Here is a 23,749-nt window from a genome sequence, read left to right on the forward strand (position 1 = left end):
CTAGGGCAAATTTGCCCTAGAATTTTAAAATTTAACCCTAAAATTTAAATCTCAAATTTATCGCTCTTACGCCCAGCATAACAGCCGCAAAAATCGCCAAATATTCGGCACTGCTGAATAAAAATGTATTTTTGTTTTCTAATCCAAAACCGGTTTTAAAAAACAGATATTCGTAAAAATGCAGATCCACAAACGAATAAATTCCAAAAGCCAAAAGCGCCAAAAACAGGCAAAATTTCAAAATTTTATTAAATTTAATGCTAAGCAAATTTGCAAAAATTCTAAAATTTAACCCCAAATGCGTAGCGCTTAGCAAAAACAGCGCGTGCGTGGCAAACATGTGGATATTTTTGGCCGCATCCGAGCCAAAACCAAAATCAATAAACGAAAAAATATGCTCGCTAAGAAAAACAGCGCTTGCAAAAGTGGCTAAAAATGAGCCTAAAAGGGCGAAATTTAGGGCGTTTCGCACCCTAAATTTGGCTAAGCTTTTACGACGCGAAAAGGCGTGAAAAAGGGCGAAAAAGATTAAAATTAAGCCCAAAATTTCATGCGCTATCTCGCCAAATTTTTTGTAATTCATACACAAAACTAGGGCGAAAATCGCGCCCCAGTAAAATGATTTTTTATTAAATTTCATTGCAAAATTTATTTTGAAATCTCATCAAACCACGCTTTTAGCTCGGTTTTGGCTTTCTCTCTTTGATTTTGCGCCACGCTTCCATATAGGCTAAAATAGCCCAAAACCTTGGCTTTTGTCGCTTTTTCGACCGAGCCGATAGTCCTATCTAGCCCACTTCCCTCGTGCGTGTTAAAGACGAAAATTGGCTTGCCCGCGAAATTTTCCCCCTCTAAAAATGTGAAAACACCCATTGGCAAATCGCCCCACCAAGTAGGAAAGCCCAAAAATACGGCGTCAAAATCAGCTAAATTTTTATCAAACGGCTTGATTTCGGGTCTTGCTTTTTGTTTTTGTTCGCTTTTAGCAAAATCTATCGCGGCTTGATACTCTTTGGCATAGGGCGCGATAGTTTCGATTTTAAAGAGTTCGCCACCGCTAAACTCAGCTAAATACTCAGCCAAAATTTCGGTGTTTCCCTTCTCGATATAGCCCACCTGATAATTCTCATCTGCGCGCGAAAAATACGCGATTAGCACCTTTTTACCACTCATATTAAATCCTTGTGAAACCTTCGTGTCAGCGGCATTTCCCGCACAGCCAAAGAAAAATAAAAGAAAAAAAAGTAGGATTTTTTTCATACTTGCCCCTTAGTTAAAATTTCAAAGATTATATAAAAAAAGCGAAAATTTTGTTAGAAAAATTCTCTAAATTCATTGCCTAATCCTGCAAAATTTGCCAAATTTAAAATTCGGCGCAGTATCACGGGCTTGCGTAAGCAAAATATAAAATTTATCTATATGTATCGCAGCGTTTTAGCCAGCCAGCTAACCAGCGCGCTTCATCGCGGTTTGTGGGCGCGTTAGCCACCCTGCGCTCTAAGAGAGATTTCGCGCACCTGCGAAACTCGCTCATTGCCTCTTTTTGCGCGCTCATGCACTCCAAAACCTGCATTAGCCCCCAACCATCGCCTCTGTATCGCTCACTCTCTTTTATACCCTCGCCTTTGAAATTGACATAATCAATGAGCGCGTAAAGCCCATTTGGTGAGCTTGCGACGCGGTAAAACTGCGATTTGATATGCTCTTTTTTGTCGCTTAAATTTTGCATTTTTTCTAGGGAATTTTGAAGCCTTTCGTAGATAAATTCTACCTGCAAATTTTTGGTTTGATACAAAAAATTTTCTAGCTCTATCAAATCCGCGTCGCCTGATTTTTTTAGCGCATCAAGCGCGGTTTTGCTCTGCCAAGGCGCGTGAGAGTGCAGGCGCAGTATTTTTGGAAGTTTAACGCCGCGAATTTTATAAAATTTCACTAAATTTGGAAAGCTCTCTTCGAATTTATCTTTTTCGTCTTTTTTATACCAGATAAAGTGTCCGATCCCCAAGGACGGGAAATTCTCGCCACTATTCCAGTGGATTAAATTTGATTTTTTCGCCCCTGTTTCGTTGGCGTAAATTTTCTCTGCCACGCTGGATAAATCCACGCCAAACGCGCCCACGCACAAAAACGCCAAAAGGCTAAATTTCGCTAAATTTCGCATAAATTTATTGCTTTTTCACGCCGTGCAAAAAGATTTTAATGCGGTCTTTTATGAAATTTTCTTTGTCTAAATTTGGCTCTTCGCCGAAAAATATAAGGCGGTTGAAGTGCGGTTCGCGAAGCAAAAAGCAAAAATAGCGTGCCAAATACTCAGGATCTGCGCTATCAAACTCATCAATATGCGCCCTAAAATAATCGCTAAGCCCCGCTGGAAATGCAAGCGTGCTGGTATCTAAGAAGATTTTGGAGACATTTTTTAGCATGGAACCAAAGGTTTTTGAGGTTCCAAGCAGGATATTTTTTAGAAATTTTTGATTTTCGGCACTATAAATAAAGTCGAAATAAATCGGAGCAAATTCGCTCAAATATTCCTGTGGCGCGAGGTTTTCGTCTAAGCTAAGCAGATTATCTAGCTTTTTATCAAGCCTTTGGGTGTGAAATTCGACCACATGCAAAAACAAATTTTCCTTGCTTTCGAAATATTTGTAAATCGAGGCAAGCGAGCCACCGCTGATAGCGACGATATCATTTAGACTGACGCTGTCATATCCTCGCTGTAAAAATAGCTCTGTGGCCACCTCGAAAATCTTTTCTATGCGAATTTGCGATTTATAATACCTTGATTTTTGCGCCATTAATCCTTCCTGTCGATAAATTTTTGTTGCGGATAGACAAACACACTCTCGCGTGTAATGTTGATTTTTTCATCATCAACCGCGTAGGCTTTGATGATTAGCGGTAAAACGACATTATCGTGCTCATTTTCAAGGCTCAAATTTGCCTTGCTTGTAAGCGAGACTATGATTTTTGCCTTTTTGCCAGGGCTTACCTTTACAGGCTCGTCTGGGCGAGAAATGCTGATATTTTCGTTATCTACGCTAAAAAAGAAGCTGTGCGGTTCGCTATGGGTGTTTTCGAATAAAAATGTATAGCTGTTTTTGACGATTTTTTCGCCGTTATCGTCGAAATCGATTTTATAGAGCTGGGTGTTGCGATTGATGTTTAAAAGCATGCTCTCTTTTGTGCCACTCATCACCACTAGCCCGATTAGCGCAGCGGCTAGCACGCCGATATAGCCAATCGTGCGAAATCGCATAAATTTAACCTTGCTTTGCGATTTTTGCGCATTTAGGCTCGTCCAGTTGATAAGTGGGGCTTTGCCAAGCTTACTCATTACATTTGAGCACGCGTCGGCGCATTCTAGGCAGTTTATGCACTCTAACTGCATGCCTTTGCGGATATCGATATGTGTCGGACAGATCCTCACACATGCCTGACAGCCGGTGCAATCCCCGCTAGCAGGCTTGTTTGAGATTAAATTTTTATGCTCGTCATAAACTGCGCCACCTCTGATATCATCGTAAATCACGCCCAAAGAATCCTCGTCAAGCATGGTTGATTGAATCCTTGCATAAGGGCAGATGAAAACGCAGAAATTCTCGCCCAAAAATGTGATATCAAATGTCAAAAACGCTGCAAATCCTAGCACGATACCAAAGAGAAGTTTATGCTCGCCAGCCTCGCCTAGATAGGCAAAAAAGCTTTGTGGCGGCACGAAAAACCAGAGCAAATTTGAGGCTGCAATCAGCGCAACAATGGCAAAAAGCGCAACCGCGATAACGCCCTTTGCGCCGCCTTTTTCGCCCTTTTGTTTGTTTGTGATAGAGCCGTGAATTTTAAGAATTTTAGTGCAGATTAAATCTCTATAAATCACGCGAAAAATCGTTTGCGGACAGGCCCAGCCACACCACACGCGCCCGCCAAGCGTGGTTAGGAAAAATATCGAAATGAAAAAGAAGATTATCAAAAACGGCATTAAGAAAAATTCTTGCGTCGAGAAGGTGTTGAAAAAAAGGTGGATTTCTTTTTTTTCAAAACTGATTAAAAATAGGTGCTTGCCGCCTATTTGAAGCCACGGCATGATGAAAAGCCACAGCGAAGCGATAGTGTAAAAAAAGTAGCGCTTCTGCCTGAATTTCGAGATTTTACTCTCCATGAAATGTCCTTTTTGTATAAATGCACGATTTTACTCTTAAAAGATTAATTACATATTAAAATTATAGAATTTGGATATTTTTTCACGAAAAAAATCTGAATTTGTCTGTGAAATTTGATATTTAAAGCCCATTTTTAGGCAAATTTCGCCATAATACCCAGTTTTAAAATTTCAACGCGGATAAGGCGAATTATGAGAGAGGTTTCTATAAGCGAAGCGTCCGAAATTTTGGGTGTTTCAAAAGAGGCGATTTACAATAGAATCAGGCGAAATTCTATTCGCACGACAGAGATTAATGGCGTAAAATATGTCGTTTTAGAAGACGAAAATGACGAAATTTCAAATTCTAGCGCACAAGGAAACAGCGCAAAAGTGCGCCCCTCAAAACCTGCCCCGCAAAATTCGAACCAAAATTTTATTGATTATTTAATCAAAGAAATCGCCGAACTAAAAGAACAAATCCAAACCTTACAAAATGATAAAGACAAACTTTACCGCGAAAAAGAGGAAATTTTAATCTCATCAAAAGAAGAAATCAAGCTCATGTATAAAGAGCGAGATGAGAAGCTTGGGTATTTTCTCTCGTTTTTTGAAAAGCCCCTAATCGGCGAGAGTGCGCGCGAAAAAAAGCCATACGATGTCGAGGTAAAAGAGCAAATTTTCGATGAAAACGAGTGGTTAAGCCTAGCGAAATTTATCAAAAGCCTAGATTTAGGGCGCAAAAAACGGATGAAAGCCCAAAGCCTAATCATCGAAAATATCGGCGCAAACGAGCTAATCAGGGTCATTGGCGATGAACTTTTGGTGCATAAGAGTTTAGATATCAAAAATTTAAAAGGAAAAAAATGAAAATTAGAAAAATTGCAAGTTATGCGATTGTGGGCGGTTTCGGACTGATTTTATCTGGTGCTTTGGCAGGCTGCGAGCGCGAAAATACAGGCTCAGAGCTTCGTATTCAAGAGGGCGCGCTAGTTAGAATCGAGGAAGTAGCGCCCGGAAAATATAAAATTTTAGAGGAATTTCCTAGCGAAAAAACGCAAATTATCTTAAAAAGCTTGGACGGAAGCGAGAGAATTTTAAGCGAGGCTGAGACAAATGCACTTTTGGCTGAGGAAAACGCCAAAATCGACGCTGGCACTTCAAATTTAACCAATCAAAACGCCGAAATTTCTAGTGGCGGATATAGCCTTGGCGAGGCGATTTTAGCAAGTGCAGCAGGGGCAATCATCGGCTCGTGGATAGGCTCGAAACTCTTTGGCTCGCCAGCGTATCAAGCGCACAGACAAACAGCCTTTAAAAACCCTAGCGCGTATTCAAGGAGCGTAAATAGCTTCAAAGAGGCTAGGGCAAATAATGCCAAAGCAAAAAGTGGCAAAAGCGGATTTTTCGGCTCAAAATCAGGCGAGAAAAGCGCGCCCACAAAAAGTGGCGGTAGCGCATTTGGTGGCTAAATTTGCCCCGAATTTGCCCAAATTTAGGCTAAATTTTAAAATTCAAGGAAATAGATGAAACTCAAAAAACTAACCCCGCTAAGCAATGAATTTTTAGAAAAACTTGGCTTTTCGTGGCACACTGACGCGGATTTATCAGCATACATAGCAGATGAGGTCGTCCGCGTGAGCGCAGAGGAGGCAAACGCCTATTATGAGGCGGCAAACGAGCTGTATGATATGTTTATCGCTGCGGCGCAGTATGTGATAGATAATGACCTTTTTCACGAGCTTGGAATTCCCTTTAATCTAGTAGAAATTATCAAAATGAGCTGGGAAAACGATGTGCATTGGCACCTTTATGGCAGGTTTGATTTCGCGGGCGGATTAGACGGCGAGCCGATAAAACTGCTCGAATTTAACGCCGATACCCCAACAGCTGTGTTTGAAACAGCGATTATCCAGTGGGCGCTACTTAAAGAAAACGGACTTGATGAAATGGCGCAGTTTAACGAGCTTTTCGCTGCGATTAGTGATAATTTCAAACGCCTTGTCGTTTTGGGCGGAGAGTTGGAGGAATTTGATAAATTTTACGAGGGGTGGAAAATTTTGTTTAGCTCGGTCGCTGGAAGCGATGAGGACGAAAAGACAATCAGGCTTTTGCAAACAGCTGCCGATGAAGCGGGCTTTCAGACAGCCTTTGCATACGCGCACGAGGTCGAGTTTGACGACGAGAAGGGTGTATTTTTTGGTGGCGAAAATTACGAGTATTGGTGCAAGCTAATCCCGTGGGAGGCGATTGCTATCGAGGAGGGCGAGCTGGCCTTGATACTAAAAAACATAATGAAAAACCAAAAGGCAATCATCTTAAACCCCGCATACACGCTACTTTTCCAAAGCAAGGGAATAATGAAAATTTTATGGGATTTATACCCAAATCACCCGCTTTTGCTAGAAAGCGCGTGCGAGCCACTAATCGGCAAAAAAATGGTCAAAAAGCCATTTTTTGGGCGCGAGGGGGCAAATGTGAGTATTTTTGATGAAGATGGTAAAAAAATCAAAGAAAATGGTGGCGAATACGCAAACCAAAATTTCTTATATCAAGAATTCGCAAATTTAAACACTGATAAAAGCGGCGCAAAATATCAAGCTGGGGTGTTTTACGCCTTTGAAGGCTGTGCGCTTGGATTTAGGAAGGGCGCAGATATCATCGACAACTATTCTAAATTTGTCGGTCACTACATCAAAGGGGTGGAGTAATGAAACCAAAAATTGTTTTACTTGACGCTGACACATTAGGAAGCGACGCAAATTTTAGCGAATTCGAGGCCTTAGGCGAGCTTGTAACATACCCGAAAACCAAGCCAGAGCAGACAATCGAGCGTTTGGCGGGCGCTGATATTGTCATCACAAACAAGGTTTTAATCACAAAAGAGGTGCTCGAAAAGACAAATTTAAAGTTAATTTGCGTAAGCGCAACCGGCACGAACAATATCGACTCCGAAGCGGCAGCAGCGCATGGTGTGCCTGTGAAAAATGTCGCTGGGTATTCGACCAAAAGCGTATCTCAACAAGCCTTTGCTACGCTTCTAGCGCTTTTAAACGATGTGAGATACTATGCCGAATACGGCGAGAAAAAATGGTGTGAGAGTGAAATTTTCACACATTTAAACGCGCCAATTGATCAAATTTCTGGCAAGAATTTCGGCATAATCGGCCTTGGCGAAATCGGTCGCGAAGTAGGGCGCATAGCAAAAGCCTTTGGCGCAAATGTCTGCTACTACTCTACAAGCGGGGCGCACGATGACGCTGAGTTTAAAAGAGTAGATTTGGATACCATGCTCAAAGAGTGCGATATCATCACGGTTCATGCTCCATTAAACGAAAAAACAAAAGGGCTAATCGGCAAAGATGAAATCGCTAAAATGAAAAAGGGCGCTGTGTTTATGAACTTTGGTCGTGGCGGAATCGCCGATGAGAGTGCATTGGCATGGGCTATCGATGAAATGGGACTTCGCGTGGGTCTTGATGTGGTCGAAAAAGAGCCGATTAACGCTGATAATCCGCTTCTTGGCGTGAAAAACAAGGCAAATCTAATCCTTACTCCACATATTGCGTGGGCGAGCGTGGAAGCGCGCAAACTGCTAATCTCCAAAATCGCAGGAAATATCAAAGAATTTTTAAATGCGTAAATTTAAAGGGCAAAGTTGCCCTTTAAATTTTAAAATTTTGCAAAATTTATAAAATCTAAATTTAATCATTTTTAAAACCCTTTTTAAAATTTAAAAAAGGGTTTTATATTTAAATCTACGCTTCTAGTATTGCGCCGCTGCTGGCGTTGGTTACTAGTTTTTGGTATTGGCGAAGCCATCTGCCCTCGACCTTTTTGCCCTCGTATTTCCACGCGGCACGGCGAGCGGCAATTTCTGTGTCGCTTAGACGGACATTAATGCTGAAATTATCCACATCGATATCGATTATATCGCCGTCTTTGAGTAGCCCTATCATACCGCCCTCGGCTGCTTCTGGGCTTACATGACCGATACTTAATCCCCTAGTTGCGCCACTAAAACGCCCGTCTGTGATGAGCGCGACATCAGCACCTAGCCCACGGCCCACGATTAGGCTAGTTGGGCTTAGCATTTCTTGCATACCAGGCCCTCCTCTTGGGCCCTCGTAGCGTATGACGACTACATTTCCTTTTTGCACTTTTCCGCCCGAAATCCCCTCGATTGCCTCGTCTTGGCTGTTAAAGCAAATCGCCTTGCCACTAAATTTGTGCTCGCCGATGATTCCGGCTGCTTTTATGACACAGCCTTGCTCGGCCAAATTTCCAAACAAAATCGCTAGTCCGCCACGCTTGGAATACGCGTTTGCTACGGTGTGGATTATGTTTTCGTCCTTGATATCGTCGTTTGTGATACGCTCGCCTAGGCTTTCGCCACTGATTGTGAGTAAATTTAAATCAAGCAAAGAGCTATCAAATTTGCTTATTTCCTTCATTATAGCACCTAGCCCGCCTGCTTTTTGCACATCTTGCATATGCACGCCAGGTAGGCTTGGGCTGACTTTGGCTATGTGAGGCACACTGCGTGAAATTTCGTTTAATTCCGCGATATCAAGCGGCGCGCCCGCTTCGCGCGAGATTGCGAGCATGTGCAAAATCGTATTTGAGCTTCCACCCATTGCCATATCCATAACCATGGCGTTGCGGATCGATTTTTCGTTGATTAAATTGCGGATTTTAAATCTCTCATCAAGCGCAATTTCGCAAATTCTTCTAGCAGCTGCGCGCAGTAATTCCTCGCGCTCAGGCGTAAGGGCTAGAATCGTTCCGTTGCCTTTAAGTGCGATTCCAAGAGCTTCGCATAGGGTATTCATTGAGTTTGCAGTAAACATACCAGAGCAACTTCCTCCGCCAGGACATGCCGCGCACTCGATAGCTTTGAGTTCTTCTTCGTTAATCTTGCCAGTTTCGTATGCGCCAACAGCCTCAAATGCGGTATTTAAATCGATTTGTTCGCCACCTAGCCCCTTGCCAGCGGCCATTGGGCCACCACTAGCAAAAATCGTAGGCACATTTACTCTCAAAGCTCCCATTATCATACCGGGCACGATTTTATCGCAGTTTGGTATGCAAAGCAGGGCGTCTAGTTTATGAGCGTTCATCACGGTTTCTATCGAATTTGCGATGATTTCGCGACTTGGTAGCGAGTAGAGCATTCCGCTATGCCCCATTGCGATACCGTCATCGACGCCGATTGTATTAAATTCAAACGGCACACAGCCATTTTTACGAATTTCATCTTTTACGATTTTGGCATATTCGTTGAGATAAAAATGCCCCGGAATACACTCGATAAAGCTATTTGCCACGCCGATAAACGGCTTATCAAAGTCCTCGTCCTTTAATCCTGTCGCGCGAAAAAGTGAGCGGTGCGGTGTGCGTGTGTAGCCCTTTTTAACGATATCGCTTCTCATAAAAATCCTTTGAAATGAAATTTTGTGATTTTATCAAAATTTTAATAAATTTTAGCAGGTGAAATTTGGCAGAATTTAGTAGTTGCGAGAAAATCTCGCAACTAAATTTTATGCAAAAAATAGATAAACATAAAGCGATACTATCACCGCACCAGCAAAGGCTAGGTAAGCACCTGCTTTAATCATATCCATTTGTTTAATCATGCCAGTGCCAAAAACTAGGGCATTTGGCGGAGTCGCTACTGGCATTACAAAGGCACAACTTGCGCCGATACCAATTACGATTGTAAGTGTTTCTTTCGGCAAGCCCATGTGAGCTGCTACGCCCGCAAAAACAGGCACCAAAAGCGCAGCCGAGGCAGTGTTACTAGTAAATTCTGTAAGGCAGATGATAAATACAGCAGTTACTAAGAGTACCAAATACACAGGCGCGTCTTTGAAGGTATCAGCTACTAGGTTTCCTAGCACGCCAGAAGCCCCTGACATGCCTAGCACCGCACTTAGCGTTAGTCCTCCACCAAATAGCATCAAAACACCCCACTCTGTGTTTTCTGCCACATCGTGCCATTTAGCAAGGCCTAGCATTACCACAGCGATTGCAGCGCACACAGCGACATAGGAGTCGTCGATTTTAAAGCCGATTACCTTGCTGATGTCTTTTGAGAAAATCCACGCAAACGCGGTGATTACGAAAACTATGACGGTAAGTATGCGTTGTCTGTTCCACGGAATTTCTTCGAGCTCGATCTCTACTTTGTGATTTAAATTTGGGCGGAAGACCAAATATAGCACCACTAACATTAATGGAAGCATTAAAAGCATTACCGGAAGTCCAACCTTCATCCAATCAGCAAAATTCCAGCCCAAAGCCTCAGCTGCGATAATGTTTGGCGGTGAGCCAACGATAGTGCCAAGTCCTCCGATACTAGCTGAATAGGCAATTCCTAAGAGTAAAAAGACGATTGTGCCACGATCTTCTTTTTTCTTTGCGTCCAAATTTGCGCAAATTCCAAGCGCAAGCGGTAACATCATCGCAGCAGTTGCGGTATTTGATACCCACATTGATAAAAGCGCAGTTGTGATACATATCAAAATCGCAGCCACACCAAGGCGTCCGCCGGCTTTTTGGATAAGCCAGGTTGCGATTTTTTTGTCGAGTTTTTGCATGTGAAGTGCCGTAGCTAGGGCAAATCCACCAAAAAATGTAAAAATCGTAGGGTTTGCGAAATTTGCCAAGGCATTTTTTAGCGTCAAAGCCGTAAATTCGCCGTCTTTGCCAAATTTACCAATCCCAATCGCCACAGCCAAAACTGGCACCATAAGCGCTGTAATCGTGATATGCACAGCTTCTGTAAGCCACATAATCGCGATAAATGCCAAAAGCGCCAAGCCTTTTTTGACATTTGGCTCAAACGGCAAGACATTGTAAAGCGCAAATGCGATCAACGCCGCTACTATCGCAATGATAATGCCACGCTTCGGAAACGAATCAACATCGGTTAGTTGCGCTACTTCCGCAACTTCTTCCGAGTTTTGCGGTTCTAGGTCTGGGAAGTTGTGCCCACGCACCTTGATTTGATCAGGCATGTTACTCCTTTTTTGTAAGATTTTATGAATAATACAAAATTAGGTTGGAAATTTATTAAAATTGCGTTAAATAAAATTTGAAAATTTTTTTGTGCGTTACTTATGGTAACAAAATTTTAAAATTTAGCGAAATTTTAAAATTTTTATAAAATAATATTAATAAATTTTATCCTTTAAATTTGATTTAAATTACAAATTTTCACAAATTTAAAATGTGTAATGGTCAAATTTAAACGCTCTGCGCGCATAAATTTGACCTAAAAATTATTGAAGCGGGATATTTTCGCCGTTTAGTTGCAATAAATTTGAAGCCTTATCGTAGCTAAAATCAAGCCTTACGCCATTTCCCTCAGGGCGTAAAAACTGCGCCGAATACAGCTCGATTAGCGGTGCGAACGGGCGCAGGCTATCGTAATCAGAGATAAACTCACTAAGGCTTGTGTCGATTTTAGCACTTCCGCTGGCGCTCATTTTCGCAAACAGCGTCTCCTCATCGACGAAATCGCCCACGACGCCCTTTGCGCTAAGGCTAAATTTTTTGCCGATGCTGTTTTCGAAGGATAAATTTTTCAAATTTAGCGAAATATCATCTTTGAGCAAATCTCTTAAAATTTGCGGATTTTTCGCTAGTTCCTCTGCTTTGTTTTGGTTCGCAAATGCAAGCTCGCGGTAAAGTTTTTCGCTCATAGCGATGTCGCTATCGATTGCGACATTTCGCACTAGCACATCTGCGACTTTGAGGCTTGCTATGCGCGATTTATCGTCCATGAAGTATTTTCCGCCACTAATCCTAGTCTCGCCCTCGCTAGAAGCGTCATTTGCGACGATAAATCTATCGCCCTCCACGGTGATTAGGGCGTTTTTAAGGCTGGAAGTATAGCTCATATCAGCTAAAAAATAATCCACTAGCTCTGCGCCATTTTTGACGCCGTTTTTGTATTTCATATCGTAGTTAAGGCCCTGCATTTCGATATCCACACCCTCTACGCCATAAACGAAAAATTTATCCAAACTCAAATTTAGGGTTTTAAAAATTTCGCCATTTAAATCGCTAACTCCGCCAAAATTTAGCCCGCTTAAATTTATCATCACCCCCTCGTTTGAGTATTCGGCGTCTGCTATTTGAGTGATAAATTTAATATCAGTTGCGATTGTGACGCGGTTTGTAGCGATTTCCTCGGTTTTGAAAAATTGTTTTAAAATTTCAGCATAGTGTGGGGTTAAAACTTTGATTTTGCCCTCGATTTGCGCGCCATCAGCGATATTTGCGACACTGTGCGCGATAGTATAATCATACCTAAACTCCAAATCCTGCGGGAAAATCTCATCCATTTCGGAATTTAACTTTTGCAAATCCTTAGCTTCTGTCTCGCCATGCACGCTAGCTACGACTGCGACTAGCTGATCTTTTAGGGTTTGTTTTTTAATCACGCCGATAAAATATCCAGCAGACGAGCTGTCGCCTCGGTCGAATTTACGCTCTTTGACCTCGAAAAACTGGCTATTTTCTAGCATTTGGTTAATGTATTTTTCGGCTAGCTCGCCTGCTTTGTTGCCAACTACGCTATCAATAGCCTTAGCGATAGGGTTTGCGGGCGCACTTTGCTCTACTTTTGGCTCGTTTTGGCTCTCGCCCTTATCTTTGCTTGGCAAAAAGGCAAAACCCAAAATTAGCACGATTACAGCCACTATGGGAACAAGAAATTTTTTCACAGCTTCTCCTTAAAATTTGGATTAAATTCAAAAAGACATTGTAACCAAAAATAATAAAATTTTAAATTATCTATCTTTAACCAAAACAAAGATATAATTTCGCCATTAATCAAAATCAAAATTTAGGATATTTCTATGTCAAAACAAACGAAGTATATTTTTGTGACGGGTGGCGTATTAAGCTCCCTTGGCAAGGGTATTGCGGCGGCATCGATTGCGACACTTTTGAAGCACTCGGGGCTAAAAGTTCGCATGCTAAAAGCAGATCCATACATCAATGTCGATCCGGGCACTATGAGCCCGCTAGAACACGGAGAGGTTTTTGTCACTGATGACGGGGCTGAAACTGACCTTGATTTGGGACATTACGAGAGATTTTTGGACGAAAATTTAAGCCAAGATAACAACTTCACCACAGGTAGAGTTTATAGCGCAGTAATCGAGCGCGAGCGCAGGGGGGATTATCTAGGCAAGACTATTCAAGTAATCCCACATATCGTGGGCGAAATCGTGCGCCGTATCAAAAAAGCGGGCGAAGACAATGACATTTTAATCGTCGAAATCGGCGGAACCGTGGGCGATATCGAGGGCTTGCCGTTTTTGGAGGCGATAAGGGCTATGAGAGTGGAGCTTGGGCGCGCAAATACCATGAATATCCACCTAACGCTAGTTCCATATATCAAGGTCGCTGGCGAGCTAAAAACCAAACCAACCCAGCACAGCGTGGGCGAGTTGCGCCGTATCGGTATCAGTCCTGATATGATAATTTGTCGTTCTGAAATGCCTTTAAATCGAAATTTAAAGGATAAAATCGCGCTAAGTTGTGGCGTGGATAAAAACTGCGTCATCGAAAGCCCAGATAGCCAAAGCATATATCAAATTCCACTCGCATTTATGAGCCAAGGAATTTTAGAGCCGATTGCAAGCTTCCTAAATTTGGGGGTTTTAAAGCCTGATATGAGCAAATGGGACAGTCTAGTCAAGCGTGTAATCGCTCCGACTAATGAGACCACAATCGCATTTGTAGGCAAATATATCGACCTTAAAGAGAGCTACAAATCCCTAACCGAGGGCATTATCCATGCAGGGGCTACTCTGGATACTAGGGTAAATCTCAAATGGATTGATAGCGAAAAAATAGAAGAGTCAAATTTAGATGAAATGCTAAGCGATGTAAATGGCGTGCTAGTAGCTGGTGGATTTGGCGTGCGTGGCGTAGAGGGCAAAATTTTAGCCATAAATTACGCTAGGACGCACAAAGTGCCGTTTTTAGGCATTTGCCTTGGTATGCAATTATGTATAATCGAATTTGCACGAAATGTGCTAGGCATAAAGGACGCAAATTCAATCGAATTTGACGAAAATACCAAAAGTCCGCTTATTTATCTCATCGATAGCTTTATCGATGCAAGTGGCAAAAAACAAATCCGCACGCACAAAAGCCCGCTAGGTGGGACTATGCGCCTTGGCGGATACGACTGCGATACCAAAAAAGGCTCGCTTTTAGCCAAAATTTACGATGGTGCAAAGACCATTAGAGAGCGCCACAGACACAGATACGAGGCAAACCCTGAATATAGAGCCGAATTTGAAAAAGAGGGTTTGATCGTATGTGGCGAATCAAACGGCCTAATCGAGGCGGTAGAGTTAAAAAATCATCCGTTTTTTCTAGGTGTGCAGTTTCACCCAGAATTTACTAGTCGCTTAGTGCGCCCAAATCCTGCGATTTTGGGCTTTATCGAAGCTTCTATTAAAAATGTTAGGTAAAAACGAAGTAAGGGAAATTTTACAATCGAGGTTTGCAAATGATAAACATACAAAACTTAGTGAAATTCCCTTACCAAGCCAGCTCAAAGATATCTATAAGGCTGCATTGCGTATAAAAACTGCCATTGATGAAAATGAACGCATAGCAGTCGTGGGTGATTACGATGTCGATGGTATCGTAAGCACCGTGATTATGAGCGACTTTTTTAACCAAATCGGCGCAGATTATGTCATAAAAATCCCGAACCGCTTCACTGACGGATACGGACTAAATAACGAAATAATCGACGAATTAGAGGGTATCGGGCTGATTGTTACCGTTGATAACGGCACTTCGGCGATAGAAGCAGCGCAAATTTGCGCTAAAAAGGGCATTGATTTAATCATCACAGATCACCACATGCCACCACCAATCCTGCCAGAAGCCTACGCTATCGTCAATCCAAAACAATCAGACTGCACCTTTCCAAATGTCGAAATTTGCGGGGCGCAGGTCGCGTGGTATCTAGTGGGCGCGCTCAAAGAAACCCTTGGCGTGAATTACGATATGTCTAGCCTAATGGATATCCTAATCATCGCCATAATCGCCGATATGATGGAGCTTAGAGATATGAATAGGGCGCTTTTGCGCTATGGTATCAAAAAGCTAAACAACTCAAATCGGGCTTGTTTTAAGGCGATTAAAGAGCATTATTTCAAAAAACATTTCGAATTCGACGATATTAGCTACACGATTGCTCCGCTGATTAACTGCACGGGGCGCATGGACGATGCGACGATGTCGTATAAATTTCTGTGTGCGCGCGATATCAGAGAGGCAAACCAATACCTAAAAATGATAGATAATATTAATAATTCTCGTAAAGAAGAAGAAAAAGCTCTTTACGAGCAAATCGCGCAAAGTATCAACGAAGACGACAATATCATCGTGGTTTGGGGTGATGAGTGGCACGAGGGGATTATCGGAATTGTCGCTTCGCGCCTAAGCAAAACTTACAAAAAACCAGCGATTGTTTTTAGCGTGCATGAAGACCGCGCCAAGGGAAGTGCTAGGAGTGTGGGGAAATTTGATATTTTAAATTTAATCTCATCGCAGGCTGAAATTTTAACCACTTACGGCGGACATAAGGGTGCAGCTGGTGTGGGGATTGAGCCTGCGAATTTAGAGGAATTTAGGCGCAGGGTAAATGCGAAAATCACGCCTGATGATTTGGAGGATTTCAGAGCGGCGGACGATTTGCTAGGCGAGCTAGAAGTTTCGCAAATCGACTTTGAACTGCTTGAAATTTTGGAATTTTTCGAGCCTTACGGGCAGAAAAATCCAAAGCCTGTCTTTAATATCTGTGGCGCGAGTGTGGGCAATGTGCGCCAAATCGGCAAAGAGGGCAAACATATCAAAATGAGTATCCAAAAAAACGGCGCCAGCGTCGAGGCGCTGTGGTTTAACTATGATTTTTTGCCACGCGAAAATCAGAGAGTGGATTTGATTTTTAGCATAAATAAAAATAATTTCAGAAGTGTAATCTCGCCAGAACTTGTGATAAAGCAGATGAGCCCGACTGAGTAAGCCATGAAATTTGGGTTAAATTTAGCGTGAATTTAACCCAAATTTAGGATTTTTTCCATTGTTTTACCTCCATTACATCTCCCATCATATCCTCATCGCCCTCTTCTTCATCAAGCCACAACCATTCTTTGACATTATCGATAAACCATTTTTCCTTTATCAAATAAACATAAGCAAAACTGCCTAAATCAGAAAAACCATTTTCGCCCCTAATGGCATAATATGTGTTTTTATCCGCCTTTTGCATATTGCACTTTGCAGCGATTTTGTCAATCTGTGCGTAAAGCGTTTCTGGGCGGTATTTGCCCTCGCGCAGGATTTTTTCCTCGTCAAGGACAAATCTCGTTCCCATTAGCGGATAGGTGCTATTTTCGCCACTCATTTGCTCTCGCCTTTGTTTTTCATCTTCGCAAGCGCATCAAGTGCGCTTTCATAGGCTTTTTTGCTGATTTCACGCGCTTTTTGGCTCATATTTTTCGCCATATCCGTTTTGATTTCGCTAAGCTTCTCGCTCATTTCCTTTTTAAAGCTACCAAATTTCTCATCAAGTTCGAAATTTTCGATAATCCTTTCGCCCTTTTCCTTCCATTGTGCGCTTAGATCCTTGGCCTTTTCGCCAAATTTCATTTCGCTGATTTTATCGCTTAGCACCTCGCCAAGCTCGCCATAAATTTTCTTAAATTTCGACAAATATCCGCCAAATTCCTCTTGCGCTAATTTTTCGATTTCGCTTTTGGCTGGCTCGCCAGCGCGAGAGATTGCGTCGCTTAAAACAGCCGTGAAAATGTCGCTAGTCTGGGCGATTTGCGCCTTTTTTTGCTCCAAGGTCTGCACGCTCTCATCAGGGCTCACGCTCATATCGTCTAGGTATTTTTCAGCCACTTTGGTGATCGCATCATACACGCCAAGCACGGCTCCTCGGATTAGAGCCGGGGCAGTGTTTTTGCTCTCGTTTGCCACGAAAATCGCGCTTTCGATGATGAGCTTGGCTATCTCTTTTAGGCGGAAGCGGGTAAATTCGCCCTCGCTAATAGCGTAAAATGCGATATTTTTCGCTGTATAATGCGCCGTATCCTCGATATCATCGCCGTTTTCAAGCACGCTGATAAACGCCATTTCGCTAGCTTCTTTTAAAACATCGGCAAGCAAAAGCGAGTTTTTACTAAGCTCGCCAAGAGCGTCAGAGACTATGATTTTTTCGTTTTCGCCCAAATTTGGGAGCAAATTTTCGATTTTTTCGTAGCCGTTTTCGACTAAATTTAAAAGCTCTCTTTGTGAGGCTAGGATTTTTTTGCGCAAATCGTCGTATTCGTAAAACAGGCTATAAAGCTCCTTTTCGCCCTCTTCGCAAAGTGCCTTTTTTGCGCCGTTTATGACAGATTTGGCGTTTGATTTGTTTAAAATTTTAAGTTCCTGCAACTCGGCGCAAAGCGCGCTAGTAAGGGTTGCAAATTTAGCGATTTTCTCATCTTTGCTTAAATTTCCAAATTCGCTTTCGCACGCTAAAAATGCCAAATTTTCGATACTTTCAGTAATTTGCGCCTCGCTTGCGCTGCGTAAATTCTCGCCAAATTTCGCTACTAATTCCTCTTTCATACTCTCTCCTATAATACAAATTTAAAATTTTTCTTTAATTTCTCAAAAACGCCCAGCCTGTGAGCCTCGCTGGCTACCAAGACCGAAATATCGAAGCTTGCGTATTTTCCGCCGTTTGAAAATTTTGAAAATTTCAGGCTGTATTCCTCGCTAGCTAAAACCTCGTCAATCTTTTCTTTTTTTTGCGTGGCGCACTCGATGATGACCTTGTATTTCCACTGTGCTGGATAGGCGATTACAGGCTTACTCTCTAACATACACGCCACTTTTGCCACCCTCTTTGCGCTCTAAGATTATGTCTGAAATGCGCATTGATTTATCCACGGCCTTAACCATATCATAAATGGCTAGTAAGCCCACGCTCACGCCAGTTAATGCTTCCATTTCCACGCCTGTTTTACCAGTAATTTTTACCGTAACATAGAGTTTAAAAGCGTTTGGTAACTCTTCAATTTGCGTTTTTACCGAATTTATCATTAGTGGGTGGCACATTGGGATTAGTTCGCTTGTCTTTTTTGCCCCCATGATAGCCGCTACAACGGCGGTTTGAAGCACGGGGCCCTTTTTGCCATCGCCCTCTTTGACTGCGTGAAATGCGGCCTCGTTTAGGTGGATTATCCCGCTGGCTGTGGCGGAGCGCTGGGTGTCGTCTTTGGCGCTGACATCGACCATGCGTGGTATATTGTTTTCGTCTATGTGTGTTAGCATTGATTTTCCTTGGAATTTGATTTGGCGGGATTATAGCAAATTTTTGGGCATAAAAAAAGCCTAGACCCGAAAGCCTAGGCAAATACAAAAAGGAGGTTTTTATCTTGTCGGACAGGGGGATTATACTACTAGTTTGGTAAATAAATGATTAATATGTGATATAAAAATGATAATTTAAGTATATTTTAATATGCGAAATTTGGGAATTTCGCATATTTTTTTATTTTCAGACTTTAAACATTTTCATCAATGTGCCAAGATCAAGCCCAGCTTGTCCGCCGTTATCTGCGCCAAAACCAGCCTTGTTTCCGCCACCGATGATATTGCCTAGGATTCCGCCTAGATCGTTCATATCGATTTTGCCGTCGCCGTTTGTGTCAAATTTCGCCACAGCAAGCTTGCCGATAAGCGCGGTAAAATCTACGCCTGATTTATCTATCGAGTTTGCGTTTGCTCTCTCTCCACCGCCTAAAAGTCCGCCTAGCACAGCTCCAATCATATCGCTGCCGCCGCCATTACCCATAGCATTTGCAGTGTTGCCTTTTAAAAAGTTATTGCTAACGCCGGCGATTAGGGCATTTACTTGATCATCAGGCAGATCGACACCTAAAAATTTCTCGATAAATGCAGTAGGGTTTGCTTGGAAATTGCTGACATTTCCCTCGTCGCTTTTTAGCGCAGAAACCATTTTCATAAGTGCGTTTAAATCCATAATAACTCTCCTATCATTAAAAATTTGGCTGATATTTTAGCAAAATTTTAATAACAATCATTAAAATTTACCTTTTTTACCTAAAATTACGCAAAAATTTTCAAGGAGAAAAAATGAAAAAATTTTATCTTGTTTTGGCGCTTTTATGCGGTCTAACTCACGCAAACGAGGATAGCGACAAGCTATTTGGGGATACTAAAATTTCCTTGCCGTGCGATTTAAACACAGCCTCGTGCATTAGCAATGCAGGCGGCGAGAGTGCGAGCTTTGCAATCATACCGGCGCCGATTGTAGCGATGAGCGAGAGCGAGGTTGTGGTTAGCGGGATTTTGCGCGAGCTAAAAAATCCAACCCTAAAAATCAAAGGAATTAGCATGAATATGGGAAATTTCGAAAGCCCGCTTGTCCGCTTTAACGACGGCTCATATCATGCTAAAATCATGGTCGCAGCCTGCCACAGCCCTATCATGCGCTACAAGCTCGAAATTTTCGAAAACGGCGAAAGCACAGGGCATTTTATCTATTTTGATTTGCGCAAAACGCCAAAACACAAATAAATCAAATTTTGCATAATTAGGCAAGAAATTTGCAATATTGTTCTATTAAAATTTTAAAAATTTTGGTATAAAAAGGTAAATTTATCACAAGGAAAATTTATGCAAACATTAAAACAAATGCGATTTAGTGGCGAAAGAGCACTTTTTGGCGCGAAAAATTTAAAAATAGAAAATTCCGTTTTTTGCGACGGCGAATCACCGCTGAAAGAGAGCTCTGACATAATCGTGCAAAACTCAAAATTTGAGTGGAAATATCCGTTTTGGTATGCGAAAAATATCGAAATCTCAAACTGCCTTTTCGATGAAATCGCGCGCGCAGGTATTTGGTATAGCCAAAATTTAAAGCTAAGCGATTGCGTTTATGGCGCGCCAAAGGGGCTTCGCAGAGTGAAAAATGCGCACATTGAAAATGTCCAATTCACTGACGCGCTAGAAACTCTGTGGCACTGCGAGGATATCGTGCTTAAAAATATCAGCGCAAAAGGCCCATATTTCGGGCTTGATTGCCAAAATTTAGAAATACAAAATTTAAATCTTTTTGGCGATTATTGCTTTGACGGTTGCAAAAATGTAAAAATCAAAAATTCAAAACTTCTTAGCAAAGACGCGTTTTGGAACTGCGAAAATATCCTAATCGAGGATTGTTTCATCGCGGGCGAGTATTTTGGCTGGAATTCCAAAAATGTCACTCTGAAAAACTGCAAAATCGAAAGCCTGCAAGGATTTTGCTATATGCAAAATTTGCGCCTAGAAAACTGCGAGCTCATAAACACGACCTTGGCGTTTGAATTTAGCGATGTGCATGCCGAAATCATTGGCGAAATCGACAGCGTGAAAAACCCGCGCTCAGGGCTAATCAAAGCCGCTAAAATCCGCGAGCTGATCCAAGACGGCGCGACAGACGCGAGCAAAACAGAGATTATCACTGAATTAAGGGCGTAAAATGGCGTATGAATTTGACAATCTGCCAAACCGAGCTGGCACAAAATCGCTAAAATGGGAAGTAGGTGAGGGCGAGCTTGCAATGTGGGTTGCGGATATGGATTTTGCCGTAGCACCAGAGATTTACGAGGCATTAAAAAATCGCCTAGAAGAGCGCGTGTATGGATATAGCGTGCTAGATGAGCAGTGGGAAAACGCCTATACTTCGTGGTGGAAAAAAAGGCATAATTACGAAATCAAAAAAGGCTCTCTAACTTACGCTGGTGGCACGCTAGCAGCGATAAATTCGCTAATTCGCAAGCTTAGCGCGCCCGGGGAAAATGTCGTAATCCTAACGCCCGTTTATAACTGCTTTTTTTACTGCATTAAAAATATGGGCAGAAATACCCTTTCTTGCGAGCTTAGATACGAAGAGGGCGAGTATTTCATCGACTGGGGAAATTTGGAATTTTGCCTAAAAGATCCGCAAACATCGTTATTACTGCTTTGCAATCCGCACAATCCTATCGGCAGGACCTTGCGCAAGGACGAGCTAATGAGAATCGGAGAGTTGTGCGAAAAATACGGCGTCATCGTAATTAGCGATGAGGTGCATTGCGATATCACTGAGCCCGGCGTAAATTACACTCCATTTGCCGCTGCGAGTGAAATTTGCGCGAATTTAAGCGCAAATATCATAGCTCCCACAAAGGCGTTTAATATCGCTGGTTTGCAAACAGCGGCTGTTTTTACCCCAAATCCAAAACTACATAAAAAAGTCAGCCGTGCGCTAAATGGCGATGATATCGCAGAGCCTAGCTTTTTTGGGCTAATTGCGGCGATTTGTGCGTTTGAGAGGGGCGAAGCGTGGCTAGAAGAAATGAGAGCGTATGTGAGCGCAAACCGCAAATTTGCCAATGAATTTATCGCGCGCGAACTGCCAAAAGTGCGTAGCGTAGCGCAAAATGCGACATATTTAATGTGGCTTGATGTAAGCGGGTATTGCGATGAGAGCATGAAATTAGCCAAATTTATCCGCCAAAAAACAGGGCTTTTCCTAAGCCATGGCGCGCAATACGGCAAGGGCGGAGAGAAATTTTTGCGATTAAATATCGCAACTTCGCGCAAAAATGTGATTGATGGTCTATCTAGGCTAAAAACTGCGCTTGATTTATGGGAAGGACAAATTTAAATTTCGACATAATATGTCAAAATTTCACGCTAAAATAGTGGAAATTTTAGGAAAGGAGCGCGAAATGAAAAAGATTTATTTCACAATCACTGGGCTGAATTTCTACTATGGGTGGGAATTTTTGAAGGAAAATATGGTCGTAAATCTCGAAAAAGAGCCAGATAATAAATACGACCGCGAGGCAATCGTCGTGAAATTGGAGGGTTTTGGCAAAATCGGCTATGTCGCAAACAGCACCAAAACTGTCATCGGCGAGAGCATGAGTGCAGGCAGGCTTTACGATAAATTTAAGAAAAAGGCAAAAGGTAAAGTTTTATTTGCGAGTGAGCGGGGCGTGATTTGCCGTTTTAAAGGCTAAAATTTAGGCGCAAAATTTGGTGAAATTTTGAAATTTGATAGAATTTTGAAATTTAAAGAAATTTGGTAAATTTGGGGCGAATTTGCCCCAAATTTTAACTTAAAACTAAAATCGGCACAAGAGCGTTGTGCAAGATATCCTCTGAAACGCTTCCTACAAAAAGCTTTTTGAAAAAACTCTTCGTAAATGCGCCAGTCGCGATTAAATCTAGGTTGTTGGCGCGACGATATTTGATGATCTCATCGCCCGGCACATCGCCTGAGACGCTTACAAATTCGGCGTTTTCGCCTTTTAAAATCTCTCTTGCGATTTCAAGCGTTTTTTGCGATTCCTCGGCGTCGTTATTTACATTTATGACATATTTTTTCGCGTCTTTTAGAAGCTTGGCCTCTTTTGTGAAATTTAGAGTTTTTTGCGCAGCCTCTGTGCCGTCAAACGCCACAAGCACTGAGTTTATTGGGCTGAAATCTTTATTTACCAAAAGGGCCGGAACTTTCATCTCTTTAATCAGCATAGTTGCGTTAAAGCCCACATCTTCGCTGTTTGTGCCCTTTATGCCTAGCACGAAAATTCTAGCCTCGTCTTTGTATTCTTCGATGATTTCGATAAAATCGCCGTCGCGCAAAATCGCGCTAGCGCTCACGCCCTGAGCCTTTGCCTCATCTACGCATTTATCTAGCCATGCTTTGATTTTGCTCTCATCTACTTCGTTGTCTTTGCCGTCAAATGCCCCATACTGCGACATTACCATATCATTTTCGCCCAAAACTATCCCGCCAGCTGCAAGTCCGTAAAAATTTTGACCAAGCTCTGGGGTTTCGATTACATGGATAAACACAGCCTCGGCGTCAAGACGCTTTGCAGTGTAGATTCCATAATCGCAAACAGGTTTTAAAAGCGCATTTTCATCAACGCAGATAAATACTTTTTTGCTCATAGCTATCCTTTTGATTAAAATTCGAAAGAGAATAGCAAAATTTAGAATAAATTTCGTTTAAATTTTGCTATTTTTTATTTTTCATCGCCTTTTTCGATAAATTCAAAATAATCGCTCGAATTTTCATCAAAAGTGCGGTTTTTCGTGTGATAGTAGTATAGATACGCTAGGCCAATGGGTGCGATGATGATAGAAAACGCAAAAAGCACTATCATAACTACAAGTTTCCAAATGAGCAAAAACACGGCATTTACGATAAAAAAGTTGTTTCCAATGATGAAATTTACGATACTTTCATACGCAAATCTCGCATACGGATAGAGTAACGCGCAAATCGCATAAAATACATAGATGAAAAAATCCATGCCAGCGAATTCCTTGCCAGTCCTTGCGCTCATACTTTCTGCTGAGTAGCTTTGCGCCCAGATCAAAATCACAGCCAAAACTGCACCAAAGATAAAATGTCTAAAATAATACGCCTTGTCTAATCCGCCAAAAGTTTTTTGCCAAATTCCCATAAAATTTCCTTTTTTTAAAATTTAAAAAGGGGATTATAGCTCTCCCCAT

Annotated in this window: 25 protein-coding genes; 10 read left to right on the forward strand and 15 right to left on the reverse strand. The window is 42.1% G+C overall.

What is annotated here, in order from left to right; translation table 11 throughout:
• Positions 1–37: 37 nt before the first annotated feature.
• From OFO01_RS02985 to ccoG, 5 genes are all read right to left on the reverse strand, one after another.
• Positions 38–640 carry a DUF4405 domain-containing protein gene (locus tag OFO01_RS02985; RefSeq protein WP_270858687.1) on the reverse strand — a complete coding sequence of 201 codons (603 nt, stop codon included), beginning with the start codon at positions 638–640 and terminating at the stop codon, positions 38–40.
• 8 nt (positions 641–648) lie between these two features.
• Positions 649–1,260, reverse strand: coding sequence for a flavodoxin (locus tag OFO01_RS02990; RefSeq protein WP_270858688.1), 612 nt, complete (start codon positions 1,258–1,260; stop codon positions 649–651).
• Between the two features lie 151 nt (positions 1,261–1,411).
• Complete coding sequence (locus OFO01_RS02995) at positions 1,412–2,161, reverse strand: hypothetical protein (RefSeq protein ID WP_270858689.1); 750 nt, start codon at positions 2,159–2,161, stop codon at positions 1,412–1,414.
• 4 nt (positions 2,162–2,165) lie between these two features.
• A complete protein-coding gene (locus OFO01_RS03000) occupies positions 2,166–2,795 on the reverse strand; it encodes a TetR/AcrR family transcriptional regulator (RefSeq protein ID WP_270858690.1) in 630 nt (209 codons plus the stop codon).
• The gene (ccoG, locus tag OFO01_RS03005; RefSeq protein ID WP_270858691.1) at positions 2,795–4,156 is read right to left on the reverse strand and encodes a cytochrome c oxidase accessory protein CcoG; all 1,362 of its coding nucleotides are present in this window, start codon (positions 4,154–4,156) and stop codon (positions 2,795–2,797) included. Before ccoG ends, OFO01_RS03000 begins: the two co-directional genes overlap by 1 nt.
• Positions 4,157–4,348: 192 nt before the next feature.
• Here ccoG and OFO01_RS03010 point away from each other — a divergent pair, with 192 nt between their 5' ends.
• The 4 genes from OFO01_RS03010 to OFO01_RS03025 are packed head-to-tail and all read left to right on the forward strand — an operon-like array spanning position 4,349 to position 7,778.
• On the forward strand, positions 4,349–5,005 hold the full coding sequence (locus tag OFO01_RS03010) for a DNA-binding protein (RefSeq protein ID WP_270858692.1): 657 nt from the start codon (positions 4,349–4,351) through the stop codon (positions 5,003–5,005).
• On the forward strand, positions 5,002–5,607 hold the full coding sequence (locus OFO01_RS03015; RefSeq protein ID WP_270858693.1) for a UPF0323 family lipoprotein: 606 nt from the start codon (positions 5,002–5,004) through the stop codon (positions 5,605–5,607). Before OFO01_RS03010 ends, OFO01_RS03015 begins: the two co-directional genes overlap by 4 nt.
• 54 nt (positions 5,608–5,661) lie before the next feature.
• Positions 5,662–6,846 carry a glutathionylspermidine synthase family protein gene (locus OFO01_RS03020; RefSeq protein ID WP_270858694.1) on the forward strand — a complete coding sequence of 395 codons (1,185 nt, stop codon included), beginning with the start codon at positions 5,662–5,664 and terminating at the stop codon, positions 6,844–6,846.
• Entirely contained in the window at positions 6,846–7,778 is a 933-nt protein-coding gene (locus OFO01_RS03025; RefSeq protein ID WP_270858695.1) for a D-2-hydroxyacid dehydrogenase, read from the forward strand. The genes OFO01_RS03020 and OFO01_RS03025 overlap by 1 nt, the downstream gene beginning before the upstream one ends.
• 115 nt (positions 7,779–7,893) lie before the next feature.
• On the opposite strand, the gene ilvD is transcribed toward OFO01_RS03025, so the two are convergent.
• From ilvD to OFO01_RS03040, 3 genes are all read right to left on the reverse strand, one after another.
• Entirely contained in the window at positions 7,894–9,567 is a 1,674-nt protein-coding gene (ilvD, locus tag OFO01_RS03030) for a dihydroxy-acid dehydratase (RefSeq protein WP_270858696.1), read from the reverse strand.
• Between the two features lie 108 nt (positions 9,568–9,675).
• Entirely contained in the window at positions 9,676–11,154 is a 1,479-nt protein-coding gene (locus OFO01_RS03035) for an SLC13 family permease (protein WP_270858697.1), read from the reverse strand.
• 264 nt (positions 11,155–11,418) lie between these two features.
• Positions 11,419–12,867, reverse strand: a complete 1,449-nt coding sequence (locus tag OFO01_RS03040) for a hypothetical protein (protein WP_270858698.1) — start codon at positions 12,865–12,867, stop codon at positions 11,419–11,421.
• A 135-nt stretch (positions 12,868–13,002) separates the two neighbouring features.
• On the opposite strand from OFO01_RS03040, the gene OFO01_RS03045 reads away from it, so the two are divergent.
• Together OFO01_RS03045 and recJ are read left to right on the forward strand one after the other, a co-directional pair.
• Positions 13,003–14,634, forward strand: coding sequence for a CTP synthase (locus OFO01_RS03045; RefSeq protein WP_270858699.1), 1,632 nt, complete (start codon positions 13,003–13,005; stop codon positions 14,632–14,634).
• Positions 14,624–16,201: a single-stranded-DNA-specific exonuclease RecJ gene (gene recJ, locus OFO01_RS03050; protein WP_270858700.1), complete on the forward strand. Its 1,578-nt coding sequence runs from the start codon at positions 14,624–14,626 to the stop codon at positions 16,199–16,201. Before OFO01_RS03045 ends, recJ begins: the two co-directional genes overlap by 11 nt.
• A 43-nt stretch (positions 16,202–16,244) precedes the next feature.
• Here recJ and OFO01_RS03055 read toward each other — a convergent pair whose 3' ends face one another.
• The 5 genes from OFO01_RS03055 to OFO01_RS03075 all read right to left on the reverse strand — a co-directional run bounded on the left by OFO01_RS03055 (position 16,245) and on the right by OFO01_RS03075 (position 19,217).
• Entirely contained in the window at positions 16,245–16,583 is a 339-nt protein-coding gene (locus OFO01_RS03055; protein WP_270858701.1) for a hypothetical protein, read from the reverse strand.
• Positions 16,580–17,797: a hypothetical protein gene (locus OFO01_RS03060; RefSeq protein ID WP_270858702.1), complete on the reverse strand. Its 1,218-nt coding sequence runs from the start codon at positions 17,795–17,797 to the stop codon at positions 16,580–16,582. Before OFO01_RS03060 ends, OFO01_RS03055 begins: the two co-directional genes overlap by 4 nt.
• Before the next feature lie 8 nt (positions 17,798–17,805).
• Entirely contained in the window at positions 17,806–18,054 is a 249-nt protein-coding gene (locus OFO01_RS03065; RefSeq protein ID WP_270858703.1) for an HP0495 family protein, read from the reverse strand.
• Entirely contained in the window at positions 18,041–18,505 is a 465-nt protein-coding gene (moaC, locus tag OFO01_RS03070) for a cyclic pyranopterin monophosphate synthase MoaC (RefSeq protein ID WP_270858704.1), read from the reverse strand. The genes OFO01_RS03065 and moaC overlap by 14 nt, the downstream gene beginning before the upstream one ends.
• Before the next feature lie 226 nt (positions 18,506–18,731).
• Entirely contained in the window at positions 18,732–19,217 is a 486-nt protein-coding gene (locus OFO01_RS03075; RefSeq protein ID WP_270858705.1) for a hypothetical protein, read from the reverse strand.
• Between the two features lie 113 nt (positions 19,218–19,330).
• On the opposite strand from OFO01_RS03075, the gene OFO01_RS03080 reads away from it, so the two are divergent.
• The 4 genes from OFO01_RS03080 (at position 19,331) to OFO01_RS03095 (ending at position 22,245) form a co-directional block, all read left to right on the forward strand.
• The gene (locus tag OFO01_RS03080) at positions 19,331–19,774 is read left to right on the forward strand and encodes a hypothetical protein (RefSeq protein WP_270858706.1); all 444 of its coding nucleotides are present in this window, start codon (positions 19,331–19,333) and stop codon (positions 19,772–19,774) included.
• A gap of 99 nt (positions 19,775–19,873) precedes the next feature.
• A complete protein-coding gene (locus OFO01_RS03085) occupies positions 19,874–20,716 on the forward strand; it encodes a DUF3737 family protein (protein WP_270858707.1) in 843 nt (280 codons plus the stop codon).
• Position 20,717: 1 nt separating this feature from the next.
• Complete coding sequence (locus OFO01_RS03090) at positions 20,718–21,887, forward strand: MalY/PatB family protein (RefSeq protein WP_270858708.1); 1,170 nt, start codon at positions 20,718–20,720, stop codon at positions 21,885–21,887.
• 64 nt (positions 21,888–21,951) lie between these two features.
• The gene (locus tag OFO01_RS03095) at positions 21,952–22,245 is read left to right on the forward strand and encodes an HIRAN domain-containing protein (protein WP_270858709.1); all 294 of its coding nucleotides are present in this window, start codon (positions 21,952–21,954) and stop codon (positions 22,243–22,245) included.
• 94 nt (positions 22,246–22,339) lie between these two features.
• On the opposite strand, the gene OFO01_RS03100 is transcribed toward OFO01_RS03095, so the two are convergent.
• Together OFO01_RS03100 and OFO01_RS03105 are read right to left on the reverse strand one after the other, a co-directional pair.
• The gene (locus OFO01_RS03100; protein WP_270858710.1) at positions 22,340–23,182 is read right to left on the reverse strand and encodes a universal stress protein; all 843 of its coding nucleotides are present in this window, start codon (positions 23,180–23,182) and stop codon (positions 22,340–22,342) included.
• 74 nt (positions 23,183–23,256) lie between these two features.
• Entirely contained in the window at positions 23,257–23,700 is a 444-nt protein-coding gene (locus OFO01_RS03105) for a hypothetical protein (RefSeq protein ID WP_270858711.1), read from the reverse strand.
• Positions 23,701–23,749 lie beyond the last annotated feature (49 nt).

It is taken from the genome of Campylobacter sp. JMF_01 NE2, assembly GCF_027737365.1.
Classification (GTDB): domain Bacteria; phylum Campylobacterota; class Campylobacteria; order Campylobacterales; family Campylobacteraceae; genus Campylobacter_B.

What these genes read in the sequence shown, in the direction of transcription:
- OFO01_RS02985 (WP_270858687.1), bottom strand. Translation starts at nt 640, where the DNA reads ATGAAATTTAATAAAAAATCATTTTACTGGGGCGCGATTTTCGCCCTA.
- OFO01_RS02990 (WP_270858688.1), bottom strand. Translation starts at nt 1,260, where the DNA reads ATGAAAAAAATCCTACTTTTTTTTCTTTTATTTTTCTTTGGCTGTGCG.
- OFO01_RS02995 (WP_270858689.1), bottom strand. Translation starts at nt 2,161, where the DNA reads ATGCGAAATTTAGCGAAATTTAGCCTTTTGGCGTTTTTGTGCGTGGGC.
- OFO01_RS03000 (WP_270858690.1), bottom strand. Translation starts at nt 2,795, where the DNA reads ATGGCGCAAAAATCAAGGTATTATAAATCGCAAATTCGCATAGAAAAG.
- ccoG (WP_270858691.1), bottom strand. Translation starts at nt 4,156, where the DNA reads ATGGAGAGTAAAATCTCGAAATTCAGGCAGAAGCGCTACTTTTTTTAC.
- OFO01_RS03010 (WP_270858692.1), top strand. Translation starts at nt 4,349, where the DNA reads ATGAGAGAGGTTTCTATAAGCGAAGCGTCCGAAATTTTGGGTGTTTCA.
- OFO01_RS03015 (WP_270858693.1), top strand. Translation starts at nt 5,002, where the DNA reads ATGAAAATTAGAAAAATTGCAAGTTATGCGATTGTGGGCGGTTTCGGA.
- OFO01_RS03020 (WP_270858694.1), top strand. Translation starts at nt 5,662, where the DNA reads ATGAAACTCAAAAAACTAACCCCGCTAAGCAATGAATTTTTAGAAAAA.
- OFO01_RS03025 (WP_270858695.1), top strand. Translation starts at nt 6,846, where the DNA reads ATGAAACCAAAAATTGTTTTACTTGACGCTGACACATTAGGAAGCGAC.
- ilvD (WP_270858696.1), bottom strand. Translation starts at nt 9,567, where the DNA reads ATGAGAAGCGATATCGTTAAAAAGGGCTACACACGCACACCGCACCGC.
- OFO01_RS03035 (WP_270858697.1), bottom strand. Translation starts at nt 11,154, where the DNA reads ATGCCTGATCAAATCAAGGTGCGTGGGCACAACTTCCCAGACCTAGAA.
- OFO01_RS03045 (WP_270858699.1), top strand. Translation starts at nt 13,003, where the DNA reads ATGTCAAAACAAACGAAGTATATTTTTGTGACGGGTGGCGTATTAAGC.
- recJ (WP_270858700.1), top strand. Translation starts at nt 14,624, where the DNA reads ATGTTAGGTAAAAACGAAGTAAGGGAAATTTTACAATCGAGGTTTGCA.
- OFO01_RS03055 (WP_270858701.1), bottom strand. Translation starts at nt 16,583, where the DNA reads ATGAGTGGCGAAAATAGCACCTATCCGCTAATGGGAACGAGATTTGTC.
- OFO01_RS03060 (WP_270858702.1), bottom strand. Translation starts at nt 17,797, where the DNA reads ATGAAAGAGGAATTAGTAGCGAAATTTGGCGAGAATTTACGCAGCGCA.
- OFO01_RS03065 (WP_270858703.1), bottom strand. Translation starts at nt 18,054, where the DNA reads ATGTTAGAGAGTAAGCCTGTAATCGCCTATCCAGCACAGTGGAAATAC.
- moaC (WP_270858704.1), bottom strand. Translation starts at nt 18,505, where the DNA reads ATGCTAACACACATAGACGAAAACAATATACCACGCATGGTCGATGTC.
- OFO01_RS03075 (WP_270858705.1), bottom strand. Translation starts at nt 19,217, where the DNA reads ATGGATTTAAACGCACTTATGAAAATGGTTTCTGCGCTAAAAAGCGAC.
- OFO01_RS03080 (WP_270858706.1), top strand. Translation starts at nt 19,331, where the DNA reads ATGAAAAAATTTTATCTTGTTTTGGCGCTTTTATGCGGTCTAACTCAC.
- OFO01_RS03085 (WP_270858707.1), top strand. Translation starts at nt 19,874, where the DNA reads ATGCAAACATTAAAACAAATGCGATTTAGTGGCGAAAGAGCACTTTTT.
- OFO01_RS03090 (WP_270858708.1), top strand. Translation starts at nt 20,718, where the DNA reads ATGGCGTATGAATTTGACAATCTGCCAAACCGAGCTGGCACAAAATCG.
- OFO01_RS03095 (WP_270858709.1), top strand. Translation starts at nt 21,952, where the DNA reads ATGAAAAAGATTTATTTCACAATCACTGGGCTGAATTTCTACTATGGG.
- OFO01_RS03100 (WP_270858710.1), bottom strand. Translation starts at nt 23,182, where the DNA reads ATGAGCAAAAAAGTATTTATCTGCGTTGATGAAAATGCGCTTTTAAAA.
- OFO01_RS03105 (WP_270858711.1), bottom strand. Translation starts at nt 23,700, where the DNA reads ATGGGAATTTGGCAAAAAACTTTTGGCGGATTAGACAAGGCGTATTAT.